The sequence below is a fragment of the Phyllobacterium sp. P30BS-XVII genome (genome assembly GCF_014138335.1).
In the GTDB taxonomy this organism is placed as follows: Bacteria; Pseudomonadota; Alphaproteobacteria; order Rhizobiales; family Rhizobiaceae; genus Phyllobacterium; species Phyllobacterium meliloti.
This window is the reverse complement of sequence record NZ_JACGXO010000022.1, coordinates 1-1,208: the sequence shown is the minus strand read 5'-3', so window position 1 is coordinate 1,208 and position 1,208 is coordinate 1. Positions and strand designations below refer to the sequence as shown.

The window sequence follows — 1,208 nt, the reverse complement described above, 5'->3', positions numbered from 1 at the left end:
GCATTGACCTTCAATCGGCCGCCGGGATTTGCGGTCACAGCCGCCGTCTTGCCATCGACGGTCAAAAGCCCTGTATTGTTGATGATGGCGGCCGAGATGATCGAACCTTCAGCACCAATGCCAAGCTCGCCGCCATTGACGATGGTATCGCCGCGATAGCTGTTCTTCCCCGTCAGCCACAATGACCCGGCACCGGATTTCGTCAGCCCGCCAAGATAGGCAGACGGATCGGCAAGTTTCTTGGTGAGGTAGGGAGCACGCGTATTCTCCATCAAGGCGTATTCAAATTGCAAAAGTTTTTTGGCCTCGGCAATATCGCTATCCAGACTAATGAGAGACGGATTTTTGAGGGACTTCATAAGGTCTTCATTTATTAATTTGGCTATCCATAAATATTGTGGATTGGAGGCATGACTCACCAAATACCGACCATATCTTGTTGTATTGAGAATTCGTTGGAAAAGACTGGTGGCCACGTCATTGCCCGCAAGAGCCGCCTGCTCCTTGGCAAAATTACCGGTACCGATTGCAATTGCCAGAGAGCTGACGAGCTTTATCGCATCCTTGCTTTGTTCATTGACATCTGACTGAACCTTGCCTTCGTCCAATCCACCCAGCCATCCGCGAACTGCCTTTTTTGCCTTCCAGACTGCTGTTTCCGCCTGCTCTTCGCCTTTGCGCTGCTCCAGTGCAACGTCGGAAATATCATTGCTCCAAGTGTCATCCATACTAGCACTGAGATTGGCGTTGAATCGGCCCAGAAATTGGCTTGGGCCTTTCATCGCCTTGTTCAGATCGACAAGTCCCCAGCCAGTCACGGCATTGGGTACCTGCGCGGTGCCGGGAACAACGGATGTGAGCTCACGCTCACCCGTCGTTGGCGCAACATCCGGGCTTGCAACCATATTCTGAGCTGTTGTGAACAGCACCGATAGTGCCTGTTCATTGGTCATATAGGGGAACCGTTGCATGATCAGCGCCAGAGCGGCGGAAGCATGGGGTGCAGCGGCCGATGTGCCGTTAAAACCATTGCTCAAACCACCATTGGTATCCGTCGTTTGCACAATGGTCGGCGCCATGATGCACCAGTATTTTGCAATGCCGCACCGATTATAAATCTGGTCTTTCTGGTTGTTGGCAAAGCCGGTTGTCGTCATCCAGTGGCCTTCAAGCTCCGGACGGAAATAGGGCAGAGAACCGCGCAGACT

Annotated in this window: 1 protein-coding gene; it reads right to left on the bottom strand. The window is 52.5% G+C overall.

Annotation, left to right across the window (positions count from 1 at the left end; translation table 11 throughout):
* A partial coding sequence (locus tag FHW17_RS25110) for a S8 family serine peptidase (protein ID WP_182511104.1) occupies positions 1-1,208 on the bottom strand: 1,208 nt, incomplete at both ends.